Origin of the sequence: Paenibacillus sp. FSL R5-0475 (assembly GCF_038004585.1) — a bacterium.
GTDB lineage: Bacteria > Bacillota > Bacilli > Paenibacillales > Paenibacillaceae > Paenibacillus_AQ.
Map to the genome: position 1 here is coordinate 4125984 of NZ_JBBORK010000001.1, position 24822 is coordinate 4150805.

The following is a 24822-nucleotide window of genomic DNA, read 5'->3' on the forward strand; positions in this document are numbered from 1 at the left end:
TGTATAATAGCCCGCGAACACAGTCAGCGATTAGCGGCTCTGGCGCACTGAAAATATGCGCAGCATCTTTTAAAAGCTTTAAACATTGCTCCACCTTCTCGTATGACGAGGGAAGTCGTCCAGTTTTTCAAACAACTTCTGGAGTTTCTGGCTGTAGGTGAACCCCCTTTTTTAGCGCTTCGTTGAGGTTGATTCTGAATCGCCAAGGCTTGTTCGTAAACCGAATACTCGGGAGATCTAGAGGTAGATTCCCATCTTCGAGCAAGACAGCTCTCTCCGCAGCCAGATCGTCTCTAGCAATGGCAGCATCTTCGGAAACCTCAGGCTGAATCTACTTTTCCAATTGGCGAATCCCGCGCAAGTTCTTCTTAATCCCAGTCTTCGGTCCAGATCCATGACGGGTTTGGCAATATCTTTGAGAAAATGGTACTGGCAATACAGAGCACTTCAGGCCACAGGCTGGATATGGCCAAACGAATCGAAGTTCGCCAACGAGGGCAAGGATGTCGAAACCGTAAGAGGTGTGTTTCATCACCATCACGTCTGCTTCGGCAGATCGAAAATAGGATCAAAGATACGGGCACTCGGGGTTTGGACAGGCATAGGCCATATTCCAGATATCAAAGATTCCGTTAAGCCTATTCACATATTTATGCCAAGCTGTATGATGCCGCTTCAGTTTCGTTCCACAGTGCGGGCATTGCCATTTATCACTATAAAAATAAATCCTCTTTTCCGAGGGAATCCTGTTTTAGTTGAAGGAATACGACCCTCCTCCTTCCTTGCCCTTAGTACCCCTTTGGGAGAAGCTCTTAACAAGGTTAGTGAAACGGACAAACGTAGTTTTTTTGGGCGAAGCCACCTTCCAACAGTGGGAGGGGTATTGGACGGAGAACAGCCGATGGCCCTTGTTAACTATGTTCTGTAGATCACTCGACCCTATCGAAAAAAGCCAAGGACGTTCCTTTTAAGTTATTCAAGCGTTTGCTGAAACACTTGATCGGGCTATGCAATCGAAAGACGCGGCGAGTACGCGGTATTCTGAAAGAGCTCCTGATCGTTGATTCCAATAACATTACTGTAGGACTGAGACGGCCGTCTTGGGCTCAAAGGCTAAAAATCGGGTGTTAAGCTTCAAGTAAGGATCATTGGAGACCAAGTGAAATTGGAGGAGTTTCATAGACCAACTAGAATAAAATAACAAATTTAATAAAAGACACCTCAAATCACCGAGATGTCTTTGTTAATAAGTTTATTCAAATAGGCAACTATGAAAGGGAGGATAAACAAACTTCTGAAATAAATTAAATTTGAAAATCCAATTTCAAATGATAGGAACAAAACAAATATGAAAATTGAAAGGCTCTTTGTCAAATTTCTTCTAAGGAACTGATAGAATCCTAAAAATATGGCTAACAAGGTGAAAATTGATCCTCGGAGAGCGTATTCAACAATACCTGAGTCAACATATTGGTATGTACTAGAATATCCAAACCCTATTCCACTGAAAGGGTTATGGGTTATGTATTTAATGTTCTGATTTAGCGTACCAGTTGCAGAATACCTAACTAACAACCCATTATTTGTTGAAAAAAGCTTATCATTTACCTTTTGAAAAATAGTTATATCGTTAAATTTAACAGCTATAATTATTGATAATATTACCGTACTCATAAAGAATACATGCTTGCTTTTCTTGAAAAGTAGAAAGGCTATTGCTAAAAAGCAACCAAGAAAATAAACCAATGAGGTACTTGATTGTATGTTGTACAAGAATACCATATAAAACAAACTTATAAAAAGATGAATTTTTCTTTTCAGAAAATAGTAAGTAATAAAGTTAAGTATAAACAAAATAAAGTAATAAAAACCAGCAATAGAGTGTGTTCCGAACGTTGAGACTGGCTTTCTTTGGGCAAACATATTTGGCAATAGTTCTATGTAAAAAGCTGAAAACCAGTTATGTAAAAAATTCACGACTGGAGTGAAGTTAAAAATAATTGATATTGAAAATGTAATCAAAATGAGATTAACAATCTGTAAAGACTTTCTGTATTTATCAATATTGGCTTCCAAGCCATTAAAGTCAAGAAGAAAGATCAAAGTCAACATTAAAAAATATAGAGAATTACCGAAGCGATATTCAGTCAAATAAGAAGTTAAGGTAAATATAAAAAGCAAACTATTTATTAATAGAAGGATGTAAAAAGATTTGATCGGGATATTCTTTTGTTTGTCCAAAATATACAATAAAGATAAGAGAAGGAGAGTGCAACCACCAAAAACGAATGCATTCGTCATTTCTCGGTTGATAGATGTGGGAATTAGAATACCTAGTATAAATAAAAATGGTATTAAATTATGCTTCATTACGAGGCTCCTTTTAGGCAGAATAACAAGATTATACCAGTTTATATAGTTAAATTATATACAAAATGTTGAATAAGATCATAGTTGGATCATAGTAATTCTGGGTAACTGACTAGTGGCTATTTTTTTGGTAATATACCTATGGATCATGCATAAATAAAATCTCAGGCCCTATTAATAGACATTAAATAAGCTGAAGCACGAAAATAATATTGTACGAATTAGTGCATGGAGTAGTTGTAAGTTATTATTTCACTTCATAGAATTCTCAACTTAAATAAATGTTAGGATGGAACCCTCTAAACTTAGAAATACCCGACGAATACAATCGTCGGGTTAAGGTACTTATACCTATATAGAATTGATCCCTTTTGAAGGTGTCCGTTTTTCCTAGAATAGGCTATAAAATAAATATACTGCATTAACTAGCGAAACCAATTTTTAATCTGATCAAGAGTACTTTTTGCCTCCGGCCCATTGTAGCCGAAAGTATTTCCGATTATTTTCACATACTCATTAAACGTTGTTTCCCGACTCTTACGATCACTCCACCAGCGCTCTGCATTATAAACTGAGGGAGATCCTACATACGTAAGCTCAATCTTTGATTTTTTGTACACACGATCAAAAAGAAAGTTAACCCTCCGCATATGAAAATCCGATGAAACAACAATCGCAGATTTAAAATCGTGTTCCTGCATTATAGGGAGAGTAAACTCTGCATTCTGGTAAGTGCTTTCGGCTGCCTTCTCGGTATAGATTAAATCCTTCGGTATTCCTAGTTTAAGAGCGGTTTGGACCATGTCACCCGATTTACTCGTTGACTCTTTGGCATTGGAAAGAATTATATAAGGAGCATAGCCTGCTTTATATAACTCAGCTGCCTGTTCTACACGGCCTTGGCCTCCGCTAAGTACGATGATTACATCGGCTTGTTTGGGAGATTCAGATAGAACTAAGAAGCTGCCTGCACTAAAGAGTCCAATAATCAACAGTAGTAAGCATATGAAAAGGACAAATTTCCTATTAATTAATTTACCTTTTCTTTTCTTAATAGATAAGTTACTCATGGATCACTTATGCGATTCGTTACTAAGGATTTGTTGCCACCAGTCAGCATTATCAATATACCACTGGATCGTCTGAGCAATTCCTGTCTCAAAAGTATAAGTTGGCTTCCAACCTAAATTCTCAAGTTTTGTTGGATCAATGGCGTAGCGTTTATCATGTCCTAATCTATCTGTTACGAATTCAATCAAACCATCAGATTTCCCTAAGGTACTGATAATCGTCTTAACTACTTCAAGATTAGTTCTCTCATTATGACCACCTACGTTGTAAACTTCACCACTTACTCCTTGGTGTACAACAAGGTCAATGGCCGCGCAGTGATCCCAAACATGGAGCCAATCACGAATGTTTTTTCCATCGCCATAGACAGGGACCTTCTCGTCATTTAATACTCTTGAGATCGTTAGTGGAATCAATTTTTCAGGGAAATGATAAGGCCCATAATTATTCGAGCAGCGCGTTATGTTCATTGGTAAACCAAAGGTCTCATAATAAGCTCGCACTAGCAAATCTGACGCAGTCTTACTTGCACTATAAGGACTGTTCGGCTGCAAAGGCGTTTCCTCTGTGAAAAATACAGTAGGATCGAAATCGAGTTCGCCATACACTTCATCCGTAGAGACATGGAGGAATTTAGTAATGCCGAATTTTTTTGCTGCATCCAGTAGTACCTGTGTCCCCATAACATTTGCACGAACGAATACCGCAGGATCAGTAATTGAGCGATCCACATGGCTCTCTGCAGCGAAATGGACAACATAATCAAATTTCTCCAACTCAAAAAGAGACATTATTGCCCCACGATCAGCAATGTCAGCTTGAACGAACCGATAATTCGATTTGGACTCAATATCCTTATGCTTCGTTAGGTCACCCGCATAAGTTAGCAAATCCAAATTCACAATATCATAATGTGGATATTTATCTATCATATACTGTACAAAGTTGCCTCCAATAAATCCGGCACCACCCGTAACCAGCATCTTTTGCTTACTCAATGAATGCACCCCGATCTATTTGTTTAACATTAGTTATCATAAGTAAAGTTCAAATTAGCCTCTTTTAATAAAGGCGCCTTCTCATCCTTGGCAGACAGTACCGGTGTAACATGAATAGGCCATGCGATGCCAATAGAAGGATCATTCCACAGAATACCCCCATCACATTCTGGGGCATAAAGCTCATCGCACTTATACTGAACCTCTACGTCTGCTGTTAGCGTCATGAATCCATGAGCGAACCCTTTTGGAATAAGCAGTTGCTTCTTATTCTCAGCACTCAGTTCAATGCCAAACCATTTACTATAAGTAGGACTACCTTTTCTGATATCTACGGCTACATCAAAAATAGCACCACGTGTACAACGAACCAGCTTTGTCTGTGCTTTAGGATGTAATTGATAATGCAAACCACGTAATGTTCCTTTAGTCGCAGAGTAAGATTGATTATCTTGTACAAAATCCATGTCAATACCGTGCTCTTTGAACTTAGCTCCACTATATGTCTCCATAAACCAACCTCGGTGGTCCCCAAAAACAGCTGGCTCAACGACTAATACGCCTTGCAATATGGTTTCTATAATTTTCATCGCTGCCACACTTTCAGTTATTAGTATTGTATTTTACCTTTAGCTACCTTCATCAAATATTGACCATACCCAGTCTTACTCAACTTCTCCCCACAATTCCACAAATGTTCTTTGGTAATCCATCCATTAATATATGCAATTTCCTCAGGAGCGGCGATCTTGATTCCTTGATGATCTTCAATAGTCCGTACAAAATTAGTTGCGTCGACAAGACTTTGATGAGTTCCGGTATCTAACCAGGTAAATCCCCGACCTAGAAGTTCCACATCAAGCTGACCAAGATTTAAATAAGCTTCATTAATGGAGGTAATCTCCAATTCCCCACGTGAAGAGACCTTAACATTCTTAGCAATCTCAATGACTCTATTATCATAAAAATATAAACCAGTAATCGCATAGTTAGATTTCGGCTGAGCCGGTTTTTCTTCCACGCTCAATACTTTTCCATCTTCATTAAATTCCACAACACCAAATCGCTCTGGATCTTGTACATGATATCCGAATACTGTTGCTCCTTGCTCTTTAGAAGAAGCACGCTGCAACATCTTTCGCATTCCATTTCCATAATAGATATTATCTCCAAGGATCATGGCAACCGAATCATCACCGATAAAAGATTCACCCAAAATAAAAGCCTGAGCTAAACCGTCAGGACTTGGTTGAACTATGTATTGTAATGAGATACCGAATTGAGAACCGTCACCTAGTAGACTTTCAAATCTAGGTGTATCCTCCGGTGTTGAGATAATTAAAATGTCTTTAATGCCTGCTAGCATTAATGTGGATAGAGGATAGTAAATCATTGGTTTGTCGTAAACGGGGAGTAATTGTTTACTTGTAGCCATTGTTAATGGATATAGACGTGTGCCGCTACCGCCTGCAAGGATAATGCCTTTCAAAATGTCCTCACTCCTCTTGTTTCGCTGGATAAAAGTTTTCATATCATATCTTTATAAAGTGTTTCACATTTTTAATTGTGCCAGAAATATCTTTTCGTTTCCCAACTAGATACAATGCATATGCCATGGCATATATTATGACTGATAACCATGAATTTAACATCCATCCTGACAATATAAATATAATGGTCATAGATAATTCTACTAGTATATCCTTACAGATTGAAATCTTTAATATTTTAGATAATAGAATTTCAGACAATATACATTTAAATGCTAAGAGTATTACGATAGACAATATTGCTAAGCTCAAATTTTTAAATACTATTGTAGTTAAAATGGTAATTATAACGCTAAGTACTAGTGTTATTATATTAACTTTCAACATTAATTTTTCTTTTCTTAATGTCTTTAGATATGTATTTATCAATAGTGACATTTTACCTTCATAAACGCACATAGGGAACACAATAGCCATGAACTTTAAACTATCTGCATACTGTGGAAGCCACGCTGTTAGAGCTACTTTAAATGGATAATATATTATTAGAACACCCAACAAACATACCATTAAAATGGTTCTCATAGTCTCATAAATATGTGACAGTTTCTTTTCATCAGTTCTCCGTAAAATCGGAAACATTATTATCCCGACAGCATTAATAAATAACATCAAGAGATTAGACACACTTAATGTAAGAGATACCTTTCCAAAAGTTGACACATCCCAAGATCGTTCTATTCCGAAACGGATTACCCCTATAATAAACATGCTTGCTATAGTCGCAAACATTAATTTTATCCCAATGTTTAAATTAGTAGCGGTTTCTCTCCAGCTAAAGTAGAAAGTCGAAATTCTACGAAATACAATATCCCTGCAACAATACATTGCATATAACAAAGAGAATAATTTGCCTATCAAGTCAGCTAATATCATTAATTTATAATTACTTACACCAAACACTAAAAATACAGTAATGAGGAAGCAGTACAGTATTCTATCCATCATTGTAATCTGTGCATACTCTTTAATTCTATTTGTGCCTTGTAGGATATAAAGTAACATAAATCTGAGGTTGACTAATAATAAACAAGCTGTCACCATTCTAATAATAAATACTCGATTCACATCAAAAACATACAAAGCTGAAATACTAATTATTACTATTCCAATTATTAATTGGAGTAAGAGTAGCATATAAAACTGCGAGAAAAATAATCGTTTATCTAGTTCGTTATATTCTTTACCACTGTATCTTAGATAAATCCCATCGTTCCAACCAAAGTGCAAGAAACCAACGTATGAAGAATAAAACATATAAAGTTGCCAATACCCATACTCGTTTATCCCAATAAGCTTTGGAATTACTAATATTACCAAAATCGAGACGATTAAAGAAACAAAATTTGATGTTAGAGTGTACGAAAAATTTTTCATGAAATTCACAACTTTATAATTCAACTCTTTGCCCTCAACATTCTATAGCAAATTCACACTGCTAACTTTAAATTACATAATGGTAATTATAGTTTTGTAAAATACATTAGTTAAATGGTTTTGTCCTTTTATATTGAATTCCCTCAAATGATACGTTCTTTTAAATCTATTTTTATTCTTAACAGACAAAAAACAGTCTAAGACATCTAAACTCTCCTGATCTAACTCAGTCTTATAAATTTCAAAAAACTCTTTTGCTTGTTTAAAGCTCTTTTCCATCATATTTATATAATCATTGTAGATTTTGTTTAAATTATTTCTTTTTAGTTTCATTATAGAATTAATAACATTAATTTTTTTTGCACCAATACTGTTATTATTGTGCTGTCTATACTTAATTAATGGTTTATCAATGAATACAATTTCACCAAAGCAACTCGCTAGTATAGCTAACCACCAATCATGCATTACTGCATTATTAGGAATATTCTTTACTAGATTTCTCAACTCTTTATTTATCATCATTGTACAACCTGTGACAATATTTTGAATGACTAAATAGTTAATTTCATTAAATTTAAAATTAACTTTCTGATCTAGTTTCATTGATTTACTAACCAATTCAAGATTCTCATTAACAACTTCTAAATCACTATGAACTAGAATTGGCGTATCAATACCAATCTTGTTTTCAGATTCTTTCATCACCTTAAGCGAAATATCAATCTTGTTCTCATCCCACACATCATCTTGATCACAAAACATAATGTAATCAAAAGATGAATCCACTTGTACTAATAATTCTAAGAAACTTTTACATGGCCTTAAATTTTCTCCACTAGTAATTACTCTCTGAAATCTACATGGATATTTTTTAGTATACTTTTCTATTAAATCAACTGTTTTATCAATTGAATAATCATCTCTTATAAAACAAACCCAATTCTTATAAGATTGTTTCAATAAAGATTCCAATTGGGCCGCTAAATATTTTTCTCCATTATATGTGGACAACAATATCGCAATGTTGTTGTTAAACATATATCATCCCTCCATTTCCATTACAATATAATCTATTCTGAATTAATGAGAAATGTTTTATAACACCTATTGGCAGTAAAGGTAACCAAACAAAATCAAATTTGAGTCAATAAAGATTAGTAGCATTTGCAATCAAAAATGCGGATAATCCGGTCAATACTGTTATTACAACCATTGCAGACATATCTTGATATTTTACTTTTTTTCTGGTTTTGGTAATTTAGCACAATTTATCCTTCCCTTGAATCGATATATATGAGTACTAAAACCTAAATTAATAAATCCAATAAAAATTTTCGATTATTTTTGGAGTTAAAATCTTGCAACCATAGTTCCCTTGATAATAATGATTTTTCTTCCCAGTCCTGAAAATTCGAAACAATAGAAATTATTGCCTCATCCCAACTGGAGTTGTCATTTATTAGAACTCCATTACCTTTTTTAATTACTTCCTTATTCATACCAACATTTGAAACAACTACAGGTAACCCACACCCTATTGCTTGAACTGCTTTAAAAGCACATTTGCCTAATGTAAATTCATTCTCAGTTAGAGGCATTAAACCAATATGTGAATTTAACATTTCTTTAAACGCCAAGTCTCTGTTCCATTTAATATTTTCAACAATCAAGTATTTAGTTGTAGTTCTTAATTCGATATTACTAATAACTTTGAGCCTAACTTTTTTATTCTCAACCAGTCTAGCCAAAACTTCTAGCTGAGGTATTATATTTTTCAAAAACTCAATGTTACTTTTTGTTCCCACCCAAATTAAAATAATTTCTTGTGAAAATGATTTTTTTCTTTCTTTATTTACAATATTTAAATCTATATTTTCCATCATAATATCTGTAGTGTTTAAAATAACCACTTTTTTTTCATTCATTATTCTACTTTTAAGGAAATCATTACCTACAATAATGGTTTTGGCATAATTATTTAAAAGTATTTCTTCATATTTCGATATTTCTTTAGAATCAAAAATATTATCATCTAGGTCCCAATATACTTCAAAAGCATTTTTCAGTATTTTAGTTAACAACAATTTTCCTAGTGGAGTTATTATTCTAGGAAAACACTCCCTTTGAATTATTATTTTATATTCACTTTTATTAATAGATATTTTCATAAGAGCTTTTAATCTACGAATATATCCTGGTATTAAAGAATATATCAGCATATAAAATAAATTCACAATTCGTTTTTTTGTTTTTTTTTCATAGAATAAATTCGATTCAAATTCTACCAGTTCATAACTAGTTAATCCAGAATGATTTAAATATTGAAATATTCTATAAAAAGTACTCGGACGGTACTTTATATTCCTTACAAATATGTAAGTTTTCATTTTTCCCCCATAGGATCTTTATTATTTGCATATTTTTTATAAGTTCTCCTTATACCAACTCACTGCCAATTCAATACCAGAATTAAAATCATACTCCGGATTATATCCTAAAAGTTCTTTCGCTTTAGATATATCAGCATTCGAGTGCTTAACATCACCAGCCCGGTCTGGCCCGAATTTAGGTTGGATATCTTTTTCTAACAATTCAGATAGCTTATTATACAAATCTACCAAGAACACTCTACCACCAAAAGCAATATTATAAACCTCGCCAGCAGCCTCCTTAGGAGCAAGCATCCCTTTTAAGTTTGCTTCTATTACATTTTCGATATAAGTAAAATCTCTTGACTGTCCTCCATCACCATTTATAGTAGAAATCTCATTATTCAATAGTGCTTTTACAAATTTAGGAATGACAGCAGCATAATAACCGTGTGGATCTTGTCTTCTACCAAAGACATTAAAATATCTAAACCCTACTGTTTCTAGACCATATATCTGAGTGTACAGTCTTCCATATTCTTCACCAACTTTTTTAGTGAGTGCATAAGGAGACAATACCTTACCTACCCTATCCTCAACCTTAGGAAGATTTGGTTCATCACCATAAACTGAGGAACTAGATGCATAAACAAATTTCTTTGCTTTATTTTGTCTTGCTGCTTCCATCATATTTAGTGTACCCTTTATGTTAATTTCCTCATAAAGAAGCGGCATTTCAATACTCCTTGGTACACTTCCCCATGACGCTTGGTGTGTAATAAAATCAATACCCTTGCATGCTTGCATACAAGTATCCAAATCTCTAATATCCCCTTCTAAAAGTTCAAATAAGGGGTTTTCTAAGAAAGGAGCTAAATTCTCTCTCTTTCCTGTAGAGAAATTGTCTAGACATCTTACAGAGTATCCCATATCTAAAATAGCTTCACATAAATTAGAACCTATAAATCCAGCTCCACCAGTAACTAAAAATCTACTACCTATAGGAAACTCCAAATTTTTATATCCCATTTTTATAATCTCCAATATCGGTAATTTAAGTTTTCTGTTTCTCTTCGATCTAGTACTGCCTTTACATCGATAATTATTTTTTTGTTATTGTCTACCTTTTTAAATAGTTTATCAAAATCATTTAAATTCATATCCAAAAACTGTTTATGTGATACCGCTATAATAATTGCATCCATATTATTTATATCTCTAATATCCGTGAATTTTATCCCATATTCACGTTCTGCTTCTAAACTATCTGCAACTGGGTCATAAATAACCGGATTTATTTTGTATTCTTTTAATTCATTGACTATATCAATAACCTTGCTGTTTCTTGTATCAGGACAATCTTCCTTAAATGTAAAACCTAATATGGCAACCTTTGCATCATGTATGGACAAATCTGCTGTAATAAGGTTTTTAACAACGTTCTCGGCAACATACTTACCCATTCCATCATTTATTCTTCTCCCAGATAATATGATCTGTGAATGATAACCCACTTCTTCTGCTTTATAAGTCAAATAGTATGGATCCACGCCAATACAGTGGCCCCCTACTAATCCAGGACTAAAATTCAAAAAATTCCACTTGGTTCCTGCTGCCTTTAAAACAGCTTCCGTATCAATCCCTAGTTTATTAAATATTATTGAGAGCTCATTCATAAAGGCAATGTTGATATCTCTTTGTGAATTTTCGATTACTTTTGCTGCTTCAGCAACTTTGATACTTTCCGCTTTGTACACTCCTGCTTCTATAACCATGCTGTATACATTTGAGATTTCTTCTAATGAATTCCCATCCATCCCTGCGACTACTTTTACAATTGTTTCAAGCCTATGTAATTTATCTCCTGGATTAATTCTCTCTGGGGAATAGCCAACTTTAAAATCAACACCACACTTTAAATTGGAAGTTTCCTCTAATATTGGTACACATATATCCTCCGTCACACCTGGATATACAGTAGATTCAAAAACGACAATTGAGCCCTTGGTAAGGTTTCTCCCCAACGTTCTACTAGCAGAGATAAGTGGTGTTAGATCAGGAGTTTTATCCTTATTTATAGGTGTAGGTACTGCCACTATGTGGAACTTTGCATTTTTCAAGTATCTTTCTTCCCATGTGAAAAATGCTGATGTTTTGGCTATTTCTTCATTTCCTACCTCTTTGGTTACGTCGATTCCTTGTATGTACTCCTCTACCTTACTACGTGAAATATCAAACCCTATAACATCTGCTACTTTAGCAAAAGCTATGGCGAGCGGCATACCTACGTAACCAAGTCCAATAATCGATATTTTTTCTTCCTTGCTTCTAATACCCTCGTATAGTGAAGTCATATAAGTCCTCCAAACAATTTTATAAATCGATCAAGATTCCAGTCCTAAATGTTTTATTATACTATCATTTACTTTATTTACATCGTACTTCTGTCTACATATATTAAGGCTTTCCTTTGCTTTGCTCTTCAGATCATTTTGATTCTCTATCAAATAAATCATTGAATTAGCAAGACTTTCGACATCTTTAACGGGAACCAAAAAGCCATTTAGACCATCAACTACTGTTTCACGACACCCAGGAGCATTTGTAGTTATAATCGCTCTTCCCATTGCCATTGCCTCTAATACCGTTCTAGGAGTACCTTCTCTATAAGAAGGTAGAACAAACACAGACGCACTCTCTAGAGATGGCCGAACATCCTTAGTCTCTCCTAAATAGTTAATAACTTTAGAATCTATGTAAGGTTTTATGTCCTCAAATGCCAAAGCATTAGGATTAACATCAAAAGGTCCCACTAATGAAAATTTCGCTCTAGGATACATTTTTTTCACCATATTTGCCGCCTGTAAGTACTCTAAAACCCCTTTATCCTTGATAATTCTACAGATCATTAGAAATGAAATTTCCTTAGGTAGTGGCTTTGGGCAAAAATATTCAAGGTTGACTCCAGAACCATTTATAAGAACTGTTTTACTCCTACTAACTAGCTTATTAGATACAAATTCATTTAAATCATCCGGATTTTGAAATAACACTTTATTACAACTCTTCAATGCAATCCCGTATAGAAATTTACTTATTGCCTTAAGAATAAATGCTTTTCTTCCTTTAGCTACGAAAACAAAACCCAATCCTGTAAGCATTGAATAAATATTTTTGACACCCGATAAACGTGCTGCTATAGAGCCAAATATAACTGGTTTTATCGTGTAATTAAATACTAAATCTGGGTCCTCTTTTTTCATTAATTTAAAAATTTCCTTTAAAAGCAGAATATCATTTAATGGATTAGTACCCGTTCTAACAATCGGTAGTTGTGCAAATCTAGCTCCTAGTTCCTCTATTTCTTTTTCAAAACCAAGTTCTGGACCTACAGCAATTACTTCATGCCCTTCTCTGACAATAGCCTTTATTAGATCTCCTCTAAAGTTAATAAGTGAAGGCGTATATCCTGCTATAATTAGTACTTTCATCTTATAACCGCTTTAAATGTTTCATTTATAGTATTAACTACTCTTTCTACGTCTCGATTTGACATTCCAGTACCAGAAGGCAAACAAATTCCTGACTGAAATAAACTCTCTGATATATCATTACTATGACTAAAATAATAATTTTTCTTAAATAAAGGTTGCATATGCATAGGTTTCCATACAGGTCTAGCCTCTATATTCTCAGTCTCTAATTGATAAAGAATTTCCTCACGAATATCAAGATTATCCTTAGTAACAGTAAATACAGATAGCCAATAATTCAATTCACCATTGCTTGAGATAGGCATGGAAATAATTGGAACTTTATTTAATAGAGTATTATAAAGTTCATTGTTGAGTCTTCTCTTTTCTATAAAACTATCTAACATCTGCAGTTGTCCCCGCCCAATCCCAGCACAAATATTAGACATCCGATAGTTATAACCAACTTCTTTATGCTCATAATGTTTTGCAGGCTCCCTTGACTGTGTAGCCCAAAAACGCATTTTCTTTATTGCTTCTTCATCATTGGAAACGACCATGCCACCACCTGATGTGGTAATAATCTTGTTACCATTAAAGGAGAAAATGCCAATATGCCCAAAAGATCCACATTTCTTACCCTTATAAGTAGCACCAAGCGCTTCAGCTGCATCTTCTATAACCGGAACTCCATAATGTTCACAAATCGGAAGTAGAGAATCATAATCGGCACTTTGTCCATATAAATCTACTATAATAACTGCCTTAGGCATTTTATTTTCTTTTTTAGCCCACTCAAATGCTTTCTCTAAAGCAATCGGAGACATATTCCAAGTTTCCGGTTCAGAGTCAATAAACACTGGATTAGCGTATTGATATAAAATTGGATTACAACTTCCTGCAAAAGTCAAATCAGAACAAAATACATAATCTCCAGGACCAACATCAAAATATTTTAGAGCTAAGTGAATTCCAGCTGTACCAGAAGATAATGCCAATCCATGCTCCATTCCAATGTATTCACATAATTCTTCTTCAAATTTATCTACATTTGTTCCTAACGGAGCAATCCAGTTAGTATCGAACGCTTCTTGTATGTACTTCATTTCATTCCCACTCATATGAGGCGGAGATAGGAAAATCCGTTCATTAGACATTTTATCGTCACCTTTTTTTATATTTAAAGTTATTGATCTTAGCTAACCTAGTGATCAAGTTTCTTATTAGAATTACTATTTTTAACACGTTAAGAGATCACATCGATCAATTAATTTAGATTCCTTAACGCATATTGAAATACAGTTTTTTTCATACAAGAAACTATATATATAAGGAACTCCATTGTTATTCAGTACATCAAATGACTCGAATGGTATAGATAAGCCTTTACCTATCCATTTAACATAAGCTTCCTTTTTAGTCCATATCAATGCAAATCTCTCATCTTGGTCTTCTTCATTATTTAAGATAAAATCTTGCTCCGATTTTGTGAAAAAACGTTCCACAATAAGTCTATTGAAAGATTTAATGTTTTCAATATCTACTCCCACTGGCTCATCGGCTATGGCGCAAACTAATACTCCATTTGTGTGAGATATATTGTAATGAACTTTTGGGTAGTCTCTTAGATATGGTTTTCCAAATTCCGCTTTATGTATTATGAGGTTATCACCATCTGTGTTTAAATATTTGCCTAAAATCCGTCTGCAGATCATTTCCGAGTGCGCTTTCGCATTTTCTGTTTCTTCAAAATACAATTTAATCACTGAATAAAACTCCAAACTTGTTAAGACTATAAAGTCTAAATTTGTGCACCGCTAATTTTGTAGGTAACTAACGATGCACCTATACAAAAACTCCCTTTATTCCATAAAATCAAGTATATCTTGTACTGACTTAAAACCCTTAATCTGAGCACCAGACAGTTTTTTATTAAAGTTCTCATCCATTACAACGATCAAGGAAAGAGCTGCCATCGAATCCCATTCTTCTATATCTGTTAAAGCGATATCCTCATTAAGCGTGCCTGAATCTAGCTCCATCATTTCTTCTAATAAAGTGATTTTCTCTTGATTTGTCATTTTGTTACCTCCGTTTATTAATTTTTCTTTTTAATTACCCTATGATAAATAGCCACCATCAACTATAAATCCTGTGCCAGTAATAAATTTTGATGCATCACTTAATAAATATGCCATAGCGTTTGCTATATCTAGTGGCTCACCCATCCCTAAATACTGTCTACTTAAAACGTGAGAACCAACAGCGTCTTCACCTGCATTCTCGACAAACATTTTGTACATATCTGTTTTTATGAATCCAGCAACTACTGTATTTACTCTTATATTTTTATGTGCAAGTTCCTCAGCCATACTTTTAGTCGCTGCATCCATAGCTGCTTTTGTAGCACAGTAAGCGACTTTCGACTTATCACCAGACTGACTACCTATTGAAGACATTCCAATAAAACTCGCGCCTGCGATATAGTTCTTTTTTTTTGAAATACATCTCACTAATTCCACATATGCGTAGAAGTTAATAAGCATCATATCATGTAAAAAGTCACTCGTTGTCATTGCAAGTGGGCGCATAGTTGCTATTCCCGCGCTGTGGATCATTCCGTTCAAAGCACCACATTGAGTAACTATTTGCTTAATTAACTCTTCAATTTCCTCAACCTTTTTCAGATCAAAACAATATAAAGCATGTCCTTCGCCTTCTAACATATCTAAAGTTTCTCGAAGTTTCTCTTCATTACGAGCGACTAAAGACACTTTAGCTCCCAACCTACTAATTTGAATTGCAGCCATCCTACCAATACCTTGTGACGCACCAGTTATTAGTATATGTCTACCAGTTAGATCCATTGGATTAATCACGTTTGAATCCTCCCGCTGGAAAGTATTCATCCGTGTAAATGATAGGTAAAATATTAGAAACATTTATCTTAGCCGAAACTACTCCCCAAGATAATCCAACACCAAACCCACACATAAGAGAATTGATTTCATTCTTCGTATATCCCCCGCCATACATTTTGGCAAGTGTAAGGGGTATCGAGGTTACACTTGTGTTGCCATAGGCATCGATAGAGATAGGTACTTTATCCATTGGAAAATTTATTTTTTTCGCAATTTGCTTCAGAATAAAGAGATTTGCTTGATGTAATACCAAACAGTCATACTCTTCTGGAATTGAATTTTCAGATTCCAAAAACTCTTTAAGAAGATTTGGCACTTCTGAAATAGTAAAATTAAAGACCTCAGTTCCATCCATAAATAAATCATTATCAGAACGAACGTTCCCATCTTCCCACATATATCGTTCACTAGTTGCAGTAGGATTGCGATAGCCACCGCCATGCATGATTATCGCTCCATATCCTTCCCCACTTGTTCTAACTGAAGCTTTAATTTCAGGAGCATTTTCTTCTTTTTCCAGTAGTGTTGCAGAACCAGCATCACCAAACAACATTACAGAAGAACGATCTTCAGGGGAAACTAGTTTACTTAAAGTATCTCCCACAATAAGTAGGGCTCTATTTATATTAGATGTCTGCATACAAGAACAAATTGTTTGCAAACCGTAAACATATCCGGAACATCCCAGGTTAATATCAAAGGCAAGACAATCTTTTGTTAAACCAAGACGCTTATGAAGTACACCTGCTGTTGCAGGGATTCTATAGTCTGGTGACTGAGAAACAAAAACCAATGCATCTATTGATAAAGGATCAATAGCCTTTTCCAACATCAATTGTCTGGCAGCTACATACCCCAAATCAGAAGCTGTCTGATTTTCATCTGCATAATGCAGTTTATTGACGCCAGTCATTTTCTTGAATTTCTGAACTGATTCATCTCCGAATATCGCAGCAAAACTGTCGATCTCTACTTCCTTTGTGGGCACTGCAACAGCAATGCCAGCAATTTTTATGTTTTCAAAATTAAATTTAATCATTGTCTGCCTCCCTTACCAGGTAATTATTGTACTGCCCCAAGAAAGACCTACACCAAAACCAGTGATCAATACTTTATTACCTTTATTCAACCTTCCTTCTTCCTCAGCACGTTTCAATGCAATCGGAATGGTTGCTGATACGGTGTTCCCGATATCTTCTATATTAATGTAGAACTTTTCCTTATCTATCTTTAACTTCTTCCTCAAGAAATCCAACATGAACTTATTTGCCTGATGAAAAACAAACAAATCAATATCACTTAAATTCAAATTATGCTTTTCCAGAATATTCCCAACACTTTGTGGGACCGCCTCAATTGTAAAATTAAATACCTCTGCACCATCCATATACAAGTTATCCATTGAACGTATTGATCCGTTGTCCTCTTTTTCTATTGCTGTTACTTCTGAACGTGGCAATCTAGATCCACCAGAAGGAATAATTAATGCATTTTTCCCACTTCCATCAGTCCCCAAATCAAATTCACCTATGTGATGTCCATTCTCACACACTACAGTTGCAGCACCTGCATCACCAAATATAGTTCGTGTACTCTTATCTAAAGGATGTATGTATTTTGAATATGTTTCCGCGGTGAGTAACAATACATTTTTAGCTATCCCCATATATATGAAGCTCTTAGCCATCGCCAAACCATATATATAAGCAGAACATCCCAAATTGAAATCAAAAGCTCCTGCTGTTTTAGGAATACCTAATTTATCCTGTAATATACAAGCTGTTGTTGGTAATTGATAATCCGGACTTTGAGTTGCAAATATAATAAAATCAACATCCTTTGGAGTAATGACTCCAGATTCAAATATTTTATTAGCTGCTTTTTCTGCTAAATCGGATGCACATTCTTCTTCTAAAACTACGTGACGTTTTGCTATGCCTGTTTTAATGAGAATTTTCTCAGCTGTCCAGTCATCGTATATCTCCGCCAGATCATCATTTGATAATTCTTTTTCAGGAAGGACATATTCGATAGCTTTAATTCCTATATTCATTAATTCACATCCTTCAGATATATCAACATATATAAAAGCGTACTATTAAAATAATATCTTTTTCGCTGGATTCCCCATTACTTTAGTTTTTTCTTTTATATGTGTAACGACTACACTTCCGGCTCCAAGAAATGCATCATCGCCAATTTTTCTACCTGGTACTATTGTTACGTGACTTCCCAAAAACACTCTCTTTCCAATTTTCACTCCACCCGTTATATCACAGTAGGAAGAAATAGTAGAATAATCACCAACTTTTGCATCATGGCCTATACCTGAAGAAAGTAGCGTTACAAAATCCCCAATCACAACATTAGCTGTAATACAGGAATTAGGATAAGCAATTAGCCCTTCCCCAATTCTATTATGATCTCCAATTATAGCTTTGGGATGAATTATACTTTCAAATGAAGCTCCTTTTGATTTTAATAAAGCTACAATATTTTCTTTTATTCCTGGGTTTGCAATGGCACAAGCATAAACCTCGTTATAATTAGGTTCCCATTTCTTAATACTGCCAATAACTTCGTAATCGCATTGTAAATCGGCTAAAGCATTAGAATTATCATCAATGAATCCCTTTATTGTCCATGTTTTATTAACCTTATTTATATCTTTAATCCATTGCAATAATTCTCTTCCAAAACCACCCGCACCCACTATAATTAAATCCTTCATTAAACTGCATACTCCTTATAAACGAAATTCTATTCAGAAGTAAACTCCCTGCTTCCGATAAATGGATCCATCGTTGCTGTCGTCTCTGAACTAATACCTTCTCTAACAACAACCTTCTTAAAGGTTAAAAAGATATATAACCAATCTCCAATAAAACTTATTTTGTCTATATACTCGATATCCAGATTAAACTTTTCATCCCAACTTATAGAATTCCTTCCGTTAACCTGAGCTAACCCTGATAACCCTGGTCTAACCTCATGACGACGTTTTTGATGTTCATTATAAAGAGGTAAATAACTAACTAATAAGGGCCTGGGCCCTATTATTGACATATCCCCTTTGAGAATATTAAAAAGCTCTGGCAATTCATCCAATGACGTAGATCTTAAAAAAATTCCAAATTTGGTTAGTCTTACATTATCCGGTAGAAGATGACCATTCGAATCCTTTTCATCAGTCATAGTTCTAAATTTGTACATTGTAAAAATTTCTTCATTAAGCCCAGGTCTTTTTTGTTTGAAAATCACTGGACCGCCAAGCTTTATCCTTACCAAAATAGCAACAGCTACAAAAATAGGACTCAGAACAATTATTGCAATTAAGGACAATAAAAAATCCATTGGCCTCTTAATAAATCTTCTATATATACCCTTCTCATTAGACTGTTGTAAGTCTGTATTTATACTTTTTTTCAGCTCAGTTTGCATCTTAGTAAAACCCCTTTATACACTAGAACCATCTTTCTATCTCTAAAACTCTGCTGTAAAGTATATTAAGAAATAGCGAATTATTAATTCGCCATCCCCTCAGCCAAATCTTTACCCAACTGAAGCTGCGATTCAAATTCACTTCTATATTGACTAATGATTGCTGTGCTATATCCATTACTGTTCAGTTTTTGTTCAGTGTCTGCAACTATACTATTGAAGCTAGCAGTAAACGCTGAAAGTTGTTGTACACCTTTAGCCTTAATACTCTTTTTACTCGCTTCATCTTTTGCCCCGAGATATTCTAAAGCAATACTCATTAATGTCGATTGGCTTTGATCTTTGAGTGCAGTAAGTTTGGCTTCTGTTTCACTAGTAATGGTTTCATAAGATACCTTTCCATTCCCCGCAGCACCAGTTGTACCAGTTGAATCCGTTGGTGCAGGTGTCACTACTGGAGATGGATCCTTGCCATTGTTACCAGTCGAACTGTTAGCGCCACCTTGCTCTTGATACGCCTTAGAAGCAGCAGTAATGGTCTTCGTCTTCTGATCCCAACTAATGTTATGACCTACAGATTCCGATAAAAAACGTAGGGGGACATATAAAGAGCCATTCAAGATAAAGCTGGATTGCCCCGTAGGTAATACCTTGGTTGCACCGTTAAATACATAACTTGCCTTAACTTGGTTGAGTACAAGATTCTTAGATACTGCTGAAGCACTATTCCCGTTGGTTGCATTCATTAGATACTCTTTAATCACTACTAGCTCAGAGCTACTAGGCTCTGCTACAGTAACCTTAACGTTTTTAGCATCCCAAGCTACACTCTTTTGCAATGCATATGACATAAAGCGTAATGGAACATAAGTTGTATTGTTGTACATGAATACATATTGACCTGCAGGAGTCCCAATACTTGCTCCATCAAAAATCATATTCACGTTCATACTTTGTACTTTAACCGTGGCTGTTGCCGCCTTAGTTGTTGCATTTGGTACCGCTGCTGCTGATACGGAAATAGGAGCGGATGCCGTTAAGGGTGCTAACCCTATTGAAGCTATTAACGATAGAGCTATGACTGGTAGCGTTGCTTTAGACATACTTATTCACTTCCCTTTTCTTTCGCTTTTAATTGCTCTTCTTCTTTAAGAATTTGATCACGTGTCTTCCCTTGACTCACACCGTACTTCTTAGCAACCTGTGAAAGCTCATTGTACTGTTCTTCGGATACTTTACCGAGGATGATACTGCGTGCTTCCCGCTTCTCATCAATGGTTAAGCCACCTTTGGCCAAATCTTTTAGTCGATTGATATCAGATACACTTAGTTGACTGAGTACAATAGCAGCTACATCTGCTTTATCCTTCATCGTTACATTCTCTTGAATTTCTTTAGCTTTATCTGTTGAAACCTGTGCCGTATATCCATCTGAAGAGGTATCTTTTTGATCTGTTGATGGAGCTTTCGTAGGTTCACTAGTAGTAGAAGCTGTTGTATCTTTTCCAGTTTCCTCAGTATTTTTGCTTCCATCATCATTTGTTGATGGAGCAGGTGTTGCAGAAGCTACAGGTTCGACCTTATCATCTGCTACTGTTTCTTCAGGTGCAGTTCCTTGATCTTGCCCACCACTAACTTGATCCTCAGACTCCAGATCAAAACCATCTGCCATTGAATTCATCAGCTTATCCACAGCATAATTAGCAGCGAACAGACCACCTACACCCAGAACTACAATGATTGACAGCGTCCATAAAAGGATCTTTTTCCATCGTTTGTTGAACACTTATGTATCCCCCTTTATGAATGATTTAGCTGATAGCAACTTGGGCAACGGGCTGCATCGGTACAATCTGATTGATTATTTCGCGAATAACTTCAGGTTCTTCAGCGAGAACACGTTCCAAACGTTTGAACTCCAGTTCTAGCTGATTCAGACTTATTACATTAGGTCTACCGATAAAGATTCTTCCGTGATCTGTAGAGCCTAAATTTTCTTCATCCGTCAACAACTCTTCATACAACTTCTCGCCCTCACGAATACCGGAGAACTGAATATCAATATCCTTATAGGGCTCATAACCAGAGAGTGTAATCAAATCTTCGGCTAAGGTTAGAATCTTAACCGGTTCACCCATATCCAGAATGAACACTTCTCCACCTTTAGCAAAAGAACCAGATTGGATGACAAGCTGAACAGCTTCCGGAATCGTCATGAAATAACGCACCATTTCTGGATGAGTAACAGTGACTGGTCCACCAGCAGCAATCTGCTCTTTAAAGGCCGGGATTACACTTCCACGACTGCCAAGAACGTTCCCAAAACGAACGGCTGAGAACTTCGTTCTACTTGTGGTATGCAGACTTTGCACATACATTTCAGCAATACGCTTAGTTGCACCCATCACACTCGTTGGGTTAACCGCTTTATCCGAAGAGATCATCACAAATCTCTCCGCACCATATTTATCTGCACAATCCGCAACATTCCTTGTTCCAAAAACATTATTCTTAATGGCTTCGGAAGGATTTCGTTCCATCAATGGAACGTGTTTATGTGCTGCCGCATGAAAGACAACATGTGGCTTATGGCTGCTGAATACGTCCATTATCCGACTGCGGTCCTGTACATCCGCGATTACGGTAACAATATTCAGATCAGGAAACTTCTTACGAAGCTCCATTTCAATCATATAAATGCTGTTCTCTCCGTGTCCAAGTAACATTAACTTGTCGGGACCAAATGGGGCAATCTGCCGACAGAGCTCTGAACCAATAGATCCACCAGCCCCCGTAACTAACACAGTCTTGTGGTGTACATAACCTAGAATGCTGTTCAAATCGGCTATAATCGGCTCACGGCCTAGTAAATCTTCAACGCTAACATCTCGCAATTTCTTCACTGATATTTTCCCCGCGATCAGATCGTTAAGCGCCGGTATAATCTTTAGCTTGGCCCCTGTCTTCTTCGCAAGATTAATAATTTCAGAGATTTCAGTACGTGAAACGGAAGGCATAGCGATAATAATCTCATGAATTTCCCGTTCTTTCACAATAGCGGGAATCGCGTAACGATTGCCCAACACTGGCACACCCAATATAGACAAATGATATTTATTGATACTATCATCAATGAAACCTACTAGCTTGGTATGAGCAAAAGAAGGCCCCATCATTTCCCTAGCAATTAATATTCCACAATCGCCTGCACCTACAATTAGTGTATGGGTCTTAGTGTCTTTGTAATTGATTCGATCATTATGAAGTACTCTCCACAAAAATCGAACTCCACCTACTAATAAAAGAATAGTCTCCATCGACCGAACTTCTATGGCAAGAGGTACTCTATCCGGCAAAATTAGATACGCCAGTGCAAATGAAAATAAAGACCCTACTACAATAGCTTTAGAAACCGATATAATCTCACCGATACTGGCATATTGCCACATTCTTCGGTAAAGACCGAAGTATATCAGGCTTCCACCGAATGCAAATGTTGCAATCACACCAAATTGCAGCATCTGTACAACGTATTCCTGAAGAGCATGGTTAGGGTACCGAAACAAATAAGATGTCACAATACTGAACCAAATGATCGCAAGATCAATGAAGAATAAAAGAATCACTCTAGATTTCGCTGTCATTTTCAGTGCCTCCAAAAACAACATTATTGTTAAAGAACAAATCAATTTCCATAGTAGTAGTAATAGTAACCTTCGCTGGCTTTACGTTTTACATTATTGAGAACCACGCCAAGCATTTTCGCACCTACACGATCGAGGTTAGCTTTAGCTTTTACAGCAATATCCCGCTTTACCTTGCCATAGCTGACAACCATAATGACACCATCACTCTTGGAAGCCATGATCTGCGCATCTGTAACCGCCAATAACGGTGGAGTATCAATAAGAATGACATCATAACGCTGGCGCAAGTCCTGCAAAAGAGTACTCATCCGATTAGAAGCCATCATTTCTGCTGGGTTTGGAGGAATCGGTCCTGAGGTCATAATGGAAAGATTGGAAACACCAGAATCTTGGACAGTATCCTCAAGAACCGCCTGCTGCGACAGTAGTGAAGATAGCCCAAACCGGTTACTAAGCGAAAAAGTCTTATGTGCTGTCGGTTTCCTCAAATCACCGTCAATCAACAATACCTTCTTATCTGCCTGTGCATAAGCCGCAGCTAAATTAGCAGAAACTGTTGATTTACCTTCTTCCGGTCCAGACGAAGTTACCATGATTACTTGAATAGTCTCATCCACAGAGGAAAAATCAATATTCGTGCGTAGCGCGCGAAACGCTTCAGATACAGGGGAGCGAGGGTTCGTAACGGTAATCAGATGTCTTTGTTTATTTGGCAGCTGTGACATGTTCGAGTTCGCCCGCCTTTCTGGATGTTTGCGGCTGTGCCTGTGTTGCGCCTTGTTTGCTTTCTTCTGAACCCAATCTTGTAATCATCGCTATCGTTGGTAGACCAAGATATTTCTCAATATCTGCTTCAGTCTTCAGCGTATCGTCCATGTATTCCAGCAAGAAAGCAATCCCTAAACCAATCATCAAGGAAACGATGAAAGCTATAGCCATATTCATTAAGACATTCGGTTCTACGGGTCTTGGCTCGTTAAGTGGATTCACTTTGGCCTCATTCAGAATCGATACGTTCTCCACGTTAAATAGGTTAGGAATCTCATCCTTGAATACAAGTGAAATGGCATTCACGATTTCAGCGGCTCGCTGATACGAATTATCTCGAACGACAAGTGTCATCACCTGCGTATTATTGACGGAGCTCACATTAACCTTCTTCAATAGTTCTTCTGCAGTAATATTGAACTGCGGATAATCTCTCGTAACAATATCAAGGATGGCCGGAGTCTTAATAATTTCCTTATACGTATTAATCAATTGAATATTAGTATTAATCTGGTTCAAATCAAGCTGCGCTGCTGCCGATTGAGTCGGTGTCTGGTTAACAATAATCTTAGTAGATGCTTCATACACCGGATTCTTAATATACAGACTGTACACACCAGCAACACCGCACACCAAAACAACTATGCTAACAATCAGCCATAGTCTCTTCCTGACGATCTGAAAATAATCGCGAAGATCCAATTCTTGTGATGACAAGTGTAATTACCTCCAAGCTATTTCTGAAATATTTCGTTACTATATTACAGCACTTCCCTATTGGCAAAAAATTGCCCCCTCTCACCTACATGAGAGGAGGCTATATACTATACTTTT

At 36.0% G+C, this 24822-nt stretch carries 24 protein-coding genes; 1 reads left to right on the top strand and 23 read right to left on the bottom strand.

Going from position 1 to position 24822, the window contains the following annotated elements:
• Positions 1-415 precede the first annotated feature (415 nt).
• Positions 416-928, top strand: coding sequence for a hypothetical protein (locus MKX41_RS18550; protein WP_340972483.1), 513 nt, complete (start codon positions 416-418; stop codon positions 926-928).
• A gap of 1867 nt (positions 929-2795) precedes the next feature.
• Here MKX41_RS18550 and MKX41_RS18555 read toward each other — a convergent pair.
• The 23 genes from MKX41_RS18555 to MKX41_RS18665 form a co-directional block, all read right to left on the bottom strand.
• A complete protein-coding gene (locus MKX41_RS18555; protein ID WP_340972486.1) occupies positions 2796-3440 on the bottom strand; it encodes a YdcF family protein in 645 nt (214 codons plus the stop codon).
• Positions 3441-3443: 3 nt separating this feature from the next.
• Positions 3444-4439, bottom strand: a complete 996-nt coding sequence (gene rfbB, locus MKX41_RS18560; protein WP_340972488.1) for a dTDP-glucose 4,6-dehydratase — start codon at positions 4437-4439, stop codon at positions 3444-3446.
• Positions 4440-4468: 29 nt separating this feature from the next.
• Entirely contained in the window at positions 4469-5029 is a 561-nt protein-coding gene (gene rfbC / locus MKX41_RS18565) for a dTDP-4-dehydrorhamnose 3,5-epimerase (RefSeq protein ID WP_340972491.1), read from the bottom strand.
• A 20-nt stretch (positions 5030-5049) separates the two neighbouring features.
• On the bottom strand, positions 5050-5928 hold the full coding sequence (gene rfbA, locus MKX41_RS18570) for a glucose-1-phosphate thymidylyltransferase RfbA (RefSeq protein ID WP_340972493.1): 879 nt from the start codon (positions 5926-5928) through the stop codon (positions 5050-5052).
• 43 nt (positions 5929-5971) lie between these two features.
• Positions 5972-6937, bottom strand: a complete 966-nt coding sequence (locus MKX41_RS18575) for a hypothetical protein (RefSeq protein WP_340972495.1) — start codon at positions 6935-6937, stop codon at positions 5972-5974.
• A 501-nt stretch (positions 6938-7438) separates the two neighbouring features.
• Positions 7439-8407 carry a glycosyltransferase family 2 protein gene (locus MKX41_RS18580; RefSeq protein WP_340972497.1) on the bottom strand — a complete coding sequence of 323 codons (969 nt, stop codon included), beginning with the start codon at positions 8405-8407 and terminating at the stop codon, positions 7439-7441.
• A 269-nt stretch (positions 8408-8676) separates the two neighbouring features.
• The gene (locus MKX41_RS18585; RefSeq protein WP_340972499.1) at positions 8677-9756 is read right to left on the bottom strand and encodes a glycosyltransferase; all 1080 of its coding nucleotides are present in this window, start codon (positions 9754-9756) and stop codon (positions 8677-8679) included.
• Positions 9757-9792: 36 nt separating this feature from the next.
• Positions 9793-10767, bottom strand: coding sequence for an SDR family oxidoreductase (locus MKX41_RS18590; protein WP_340972501.1), 975 nt, complete (start codon positions 10765-10767; stop codon positions 9793-9795).
• A gap of 2 nt (positions 10768-10769) precedes the next feature.
• The gene (locus MKX41_RS18595; protein ID WP_340972504.1) at positions 10770-12092 is read right to left on the bottom strand and encodes a nucleotide sugar dehydrogenase; all 1323 of its coding nucleotides are present in this window, start codon (positions 12090-12092) and stop codon (positions 10770-10772) included.
• A 30-nt stretch (positions 12093-12122) separates the two neighbouring features.
• Positions 12123-13229, bottom strand: coding sequence for a glycosyltransferase family 4 protein (locus MKX41_RS18600; RefSeq protein ID WP_340972506.1), 1107 nt, complete (start codon positions 13227-13229; stop codon positions 12123-12125).
• On the bottom strand, positions 13226-14368 hold the full coding sequence (locus MKX41_RS18605) for a DegT/DnrJ/EryC1/StrS family aminotransferase (RefSeq protein ID WP_340972509.1): 1143 nt from the start codon (positions 14366-14368) through the stop codon (positions 13226-13228). The genes MKX41_RS18600 and MKX41_RS18605 overlap by 4 nt, the downstream gene beginning before the upstream one ends.
• A gap of 81 nt (positions 14369-14449) precedes the next feature.
• On the bottom strand, positions 14450-14977 hold the full coding sequence (locus MKX41_RS18610; protein ID WP_340972512.1) for a 4'-phosphopantetheinyl transferase family protein: 528 nt from the start codon (positions 14975-14977) through the stop codon (positions 14450-14452).
• 96 nt (positions 14978-15073) lie between these two features.
• Complete coding sequence (locus MKX41_RS18615) at positions 15074-15292, bottom strand: acyl carrier protein (RefSeq protein ID WP_340972515.1); 219 nt, start codon at positions 15290-15292, stop codon at positions 15074-15076.
• 39 nt (positions 15293-15331) lie between these two features.
• Positions 15332-16090 carry an SDR family NAD(P)-dependent oxidoreductase gene (locus MKX41_RS18620; protein WP_340972518.1) on the bottom strand — a complete coding sequence of 253 codons (759 nt, stop codon included), beginning with the start codon at positions 16088-16090 and terminating at the stop codon, positions 15332-15334.
• Positions 16083-17171 carry a 3-oxoacyl-ACP synthase III family protein gene (locus MKX41_RS18625; protein ID WP_340972520.1) on the bottom strand — a complete coding sequence of 363 codons (1089 nt, stop codon included), beginning with the start codon at positions 17169-17171 and terminating at the stop codon, positions 16083-16085. The genes MKX41_RS18620 and MKX41_RS18625 overlap by 8 nt, the downstream gene beginning before the upstream one ends.
• Before the next feature lie 12 nt (positions 17172-17183).
• Positions 17184-18185: a 3-oxoacyl-ACP synthase III family protein gene (locus MKX41_RS18630; protein ID WP_340972522.1), complete on the bottom strand. Its 1002-nt coding sequence runs from the start codon at positions 18183-18185 to the stop codon at positions 17184-17186.
• A 45-nt stretch (positions 18186-18230) separates the two neighbouring features.
• A complete protein-coding gene (locus MKX41_RS18635) occupies positions 18231-18863 on the bottom strand; it encodes an acetyltransferase (RefSeq protein WP_340972524.1) in 633 nt (210 codons plus the stop codon).
• Between the two features lie 29 nt (positions 18864-18892).
• Positions 18893-19573, bottom strand: a complete 681-nt coding sequence (locus MKX41_RS18640) for a sugar transferase (protein WP_340972527.1) — start codon at positions 19571-19573, stop codon at positions 18893-18895.
• A gap of 83 nt (positions 19574-19656) precedes the next feature.
• Entirely contained in the window at positions 19657-20676 is a 1020-nt protein-coding gene (locus MKX41_RS18645; RefSeq protein WP_340972530.1) for a copper amine oxidase N-terminal domain-containing protein, read from the bottom strand.
• Between the two features lie 2 nt (positions 20677-20678).
• The gene (locus tag MKX41_RS18650) at positions 20679-21359 is read right to left on the bottom strand and encodes a hypothetical protein (RefSeq protein ID WP_340972533.1); all 681 of its coding nucleotides are present in this window, start codon (positions 21357-21359) and stop codon (positions 20679-20681) included.
• Positions 21360-21384: 25 nt separating this feature from the next.
• Positions 21385-23217 carry a polysaccharide biosynthesis protein gene (locus tag MKX41_RS18655; protein WP_340972536.1) on the bottom strand — a complete coding sequence of 611 codons (1833 nt, stop codon included), beginning with the start codon at positions 23215-23217 and terminating at the stop codon, positions 21385-21387.
• 41 nt (positions 23218-23258) lie between these two features.
• Entirely contained in the window at positions 23259-23945 is a 687-nt protein-coding gene (locus MKX41_RS18660) for a CpsD/CapB family tyrosine-protein kinase (RefSeq protein WP_042191248.1), read from the bottom strand.
• The gene (locus MKX41_RS18665) at positions 23926-24705 is read right to left on the bottom strand and encodes a YveK family protein (protein ID WP_340972540.1); all 780 of its coding nucleotides are present in this window, start codon (positions 24703-24705) and stop codon (positions 23926-23928) included. Before MKX41_RS18665 ends, MKX41_RS18660 begins: the two co-directional genes overlap by 20 nt.
• Positions 24706-24822 lie beyond the last annotated feature (117 nt).

What these genes read in the sequence shown, in the direction of transcription:
- MKX41_RS18600 (WP_340972506.1), bottom strand. Translation starts at nt 13,229, where the DNA reads ATGAAAGTACTAATTATAGCAGGATATACGCCTTCACTTATTAACTTT.
- MKX41_RS18585 (WP_340972499.1), bottom strand. Translation starts at nt 9,756, where the DNA reads ATGAAAACTTACATATTTGTAAGGAATATAAAGTACCGTCCGAGTACT.
- MKX41_RS18625 (WP_340972520.1), bottom strand. Translation starts at nt 17,171, where the DNA reads ATGATTAAATTTAATTTTGAAAACATAAAAATTGCTGGCATTGCTGTT.
- MKX41_RS18640 (WP_340972527.1), bottom strand. Translation starts at nt 19,573, where the DNA reads ATGCAAACTGAGCTGAAAAAAAGTATAAATACAGACTTACAACAGTCT.
- MKX41_RS18645 (WP_340972530.1), bottom strand. Translation starts at nt 20,676, where the DNA reads ATGTCTAAAGCAACGCTACCAGTCATAGCTCTATCGTTAATAGCTTCA.
- MKX41_RS18605 (WP_340972509.1), bottom strand. Translation starts at nt 14,368, where the DNA reads ATGTCTAATGAACGGATTTTCCTATCTCCGCCTCATATGAGTGGGAAT.
- MKX41_RS18575 (WP_340972495.1), bottom strand. Translation starts at nt 6,937, where the DNA reads ATGATGGATAGAATACTGTACTGCTTCCTCATTACTGTATTTTTAGTG.
- MKX41_RS18595 (WP_340972504.1), bottom strand. Translation starts at nt 12,092, where the DNA reads ATGACTTCACTATACGAGGGTATTAGAAGCAAGGAAGAAAAAATATCG.
- MKX41_RS18655 (WP_340972536.1), bottom strand. Translation starts at nt 23,217, where the DNA reads ATGACAGCGAAATCTAGAGTGATTCTTTTATTCTTCATTGATCTTGCG.
- MKX41_RS18580 (WP_340972497.1), bottom strand. Translation starts at nt 8,407, where the DNA reads ATGTTTAACAACAACATTGCGATATTGTTGTCCACATATAATGGAGAA.
- MKX41_RS18555 (WP_340972486.1), bottom strand. Translation starts at nt 3,440, where the DNA reads ATGAGTAACTTATCTATTAAGAAAAGAAAAGGTAAATTAATTAATAGG.
- MKX41_RS18660 (WP_042191248.1), bottom strand. Translation starts at nt 23,945, where the DNA reads ATGTCACAGCTGCCAAATAAACAAAGACATCTGATTACCGTTACGAAC.
- MKX41_RS18590 (WP_340972501.1), bottom strand. Translation starts at nt 10,767, where the DNA reads ATGGGATATAAAAATTTGGAGTTTCCTATAGGTAGTAGATTTTTAGTT.
- MKX41_RS18635 (WP_340972524.1), bottom strand. Translation starts at nt 18,863, where the DNA reads ATGAAGGATTTAATTATAGTGGGTGCGGGTGGTTTTGGAAGAGAATTA.
- MKX41_RS18630 (WP_340972522.1), bottom strand. Translation starts at nt 18,185, where the DNA reads ATGAATATAGGAATTAAAGCTATCGAATATGTCCTTCCTGAAAAAGAA.
- rfbC (WP_340972491.1), bottom strand. Translation starts at nt 5,029, where the DNA reads ATGAAAATTATAGAAACCATATTGCAAGGCGTATTAGTCGTTGAGCCA.
- MKX41_RS18615 (WP_340972515.1), bottom strand. Translation starts at nt 15,292, where the DNA reads ATGACAAATCAAGAGAAAATCACTTTATTAGAAGAAATGATGGAGCTA.